Source organism: uncultured Planktosalinus sp., assembly GCF_963973675.1.
GTDB lineage: Bacteria > Bacteroidota > Bacteroidia > Flavobacteriales > Flavobacteriaceae > Planktosalinus.
The window spans coordinates 1-2,627 of sequence record NZ_CAXBAN010000370.1; the positions used below are offsets into that span (position 1 = coordinate 1).

At 33.1% G+C, this 2,627-nt stretch carries 3 protein-coding genes and 1 pseudogene; 3 read left to right on the forward strand and 1 reads right to left on the reverse strand.

Features of this window, described 5'->3' with window-relative positions:
* Positions 1-331 precede the first annotated feature (331 nt).
* Positions 332-967 carry a carbonate dehydratase gene (gene can / locus AACY61_RS12135; RefSeq protein WP_339611838.1) on the forward strand — a complete coding sequence of 212 codons (636 nt, stop codon included), beginning with the start codon at positions 332-334 and terminating at the stop codon, positions 965-967.
* On the opposite strand, the gene AACY61_RS12140 is transcribed toward can, so the two are convergent.
* Entirely contained in the window at positions 964-1,485 is a 522-nt protein-coding gene (locus AACY61_RS12140) for a CvpA family protein (RefSeq protein ID WP_339611839.1), read from the reverse strand. The genes can and AACY61_RS12140 overlap by 4 nt on opposite strands.
* A 96-nt stretch (positions 1,486-1,581) precedes the next feature.
* Between AACY61_RS12140 and AACY61_RS12145 the strand changes: the two genes are divergently transcribed.
* Both AACY61_RS12145 and AACY61_RS12150 read left to right on the forward strand, forming a co-directional pair.
* Positions 1,582-1,938 (forward strand): hypothetical protein, encoded by a 357-nt coding sequence (locus AACY61_RS12145; protein ID WP_339611840.1) that lies wholly within the window; start codon positions 1,582-1,584, stop codon positions 1,936-1,938.
* Positions 1,939-2,040: 102 nt separating this feature from the next.
* Positions 2,041-2,627 (forward strand): annotated as a pseudogene (locus AACY61_RS12150) (phenylalanine--tRNA ligase subunit alpha); the annotation flags it as partial.

The following is a 2,627-nucleotide window of genomic DNA, read 5'->3' on the forward strand; positions in this document are numbered from 1 at the left end:
AGAAATGGAAGCAAATGGTGAAATCAAAATTGTTGGAGGCGTTTATGATTTGGACACAGGAGCTGTTACATTTTTAGAATAACAAATTAAGTTTAAAACATAATTAAACTTTACAATCTATAACCTGAAGTTGATGAGTAAGTATCAGCTTCAGGTTATTAATATTATAACTGAATATTAGTTTATAATGTGCCTTAATTTCTGTATGGGTTTTCAATTCAATTTACAAAAACAAAATACTTTGTACCATTATAGTTATAAAGAAAATGCTATAAAAGGTTAGATAAACATGGATTAAAACATTAATTTTATAACATAAAAACATTTAAACATGAGTGACTTTTATAAATCGTTATTAAAAAACAATAAGAAATGGGTGCAAAGTAAATTAGACTTAGATCCGCAATATTTTAAAAAATTGGCTAATGGTCAACAACCACCTTTACTTTGGATAGGTTGTGCAGACAGTCGTGTGCCTGCCAATGAAATAATTGGCGCTCAACCCGGTGAGGTTTTTGTGCATAGAAATATTGCCAATATGATTGTGCATTCAGACATGAATATGTTAAGCGTGCTAGATTATGCGGTAAGCGTTTTAAAAGTTAAACACGTGATTGTTTGTGGTCATTATGGTTGCGGAGGCGTGAAAGCTGCTATGGGAAATCAGTCAATTGGTGTTATCGACAACTGGATCAGGCACATTAAAGACGTTTATAGACTTCATAAAAAACAACTTGACTCAATTGAAGATGAAGAAAAACGTTTTGACACTTTTGTAGAACTCAATGTAAAAGAACAAGTTTTTGACTTGGCAAAGACATCTATTGTTCAAACTGCCTGGAAAAATAATCAGGAACTAACACTTCACGGTTGGGCTTATGGAGTTGGATCAGGAATAGTTAATGACTTGAAAGTAAATATCAGTAATGATCAGCAATTGGAAGAAGTGTATCAGCTTAATTTTTAAACTTCTAGCTTCTCTTCTTTGCTTACATATTCATTTATGCTTTTAATCAATTTAGGAAGTACCATAGGTGCAAGTTTTGAAACAGGCTTGTACAAATAGGAAGCTTCCTTTTTTTCTTCATCTAAAAATGATAGTTTGTTTTCAAAAGAATTTATAAACAGAAGAATTACGCTGGCAATAAAGCCCATTTTCAAAATACCAAACAAACACCCCGCCAGTTTATTTAAAAGCCCTAAAGCGGCCATATTTGCTGCCTTGGTGATAATTTTAGCAACGCTTGAAACCAAAAAAACAATCCCAATAAAGGTAATTGCAAAAGCTGCAATATTTATTGAATGCTCATTCCAGTTTGTATAGGTAGTTATGAAAGTAGCTAAATAATGTGAGAAATAAATAGCGCCGACTATTCCTAAAAAAAGACCTATCAATGATGCCAATTGCACAAAAAAACCTTTTCTAAAGCCCTGAACAAGACCAATCAACAAAAAGATTCCTAAAACAATATCTATACTATTCATAAATTAGTGTTTAAGCTCAGTAAATATAGTAAAACTAGAAAGCGGTTTGTATCTTTGTCAAGATAAAAATTGGGAACAAAACATCTAAAATGGCATATGGCACGAGATATACAGTTAAAAGAGCGTTGGGAAAAAATAGTACATTTATTAAGCCAAAAGTTTGCTGACGGTGAAACGCTTGATATAGATGCCATTATCTATTTAGTTGGAGTTCAAGAGTTTGGTCGGTTTGACCGAAAATTTAAAAAAGATGAAAAGATAAATTTAATGCACATTGCAGTATGCCGGCTGTTGGAACCATTTGGGTTTTATGAATTTGACTATCAGGATGAAGAGGGCTGGCCTCACTATAAAATAAAAGAACAATTACCTCCTTTGAAAGCAGGCGAGCAGAGCATTTTAATGAAAGAAGCCATTGTAGAATATTTTTTAGAAAAAAAGATTGTATCTTAAATTCATTTTAAAAAGTTCAACCGGTGAGCGTTAAACTTCTTAAAGTAAACCTCACACTTCTGAATATATATTTTTAAATTTGCCCACTTTAAATCGCAAAAAATGTTAAAAAAAATAAAAGAGGCTATTAGTGAAGCTGAAAATTTTACAGCGACCTCCTTGCAAGAAGTAGAAGACTTTCGTATAAAATATCTAGGAAAAAAAGGAATTTTAAACGATTTTTTTGCCGCATTTAAAGAAGTTCCCAATGAGCAAAAAAAGGAATTTGGCCAAACAATCAACCAATTAAAACAAATTGCACAAGATAAGGTAGAAACACTTAAAAATAAGCTTGAAAGCAATGTTGAATTAAAGGGAGTTTACGGAGATTTAAGTAGACCCGGAGATCCTATTTCAATTGGAGGAAGGCATCCAATTTCCATTGTGAAAAATCAAATTATAGATGTGTTTTCACGCATTGGATTTAATGTGTCTGAAGGTCCTGAAATCGAAGACGACTGGCACAACTTTTCAGCATTGAACTTACCGGAATACCATCCTGCACGTGATATGCAGGATACTTTCTTTATACAAACCAATCCTGATGTTTTATTAAGAACGCACACTTCATCGGTGCAAGTGCGGTATATGGAAAATAACAAACCGCCCATCCGCACCATTTCCCCGGGAAGGGTATTTAGAAATGAGGC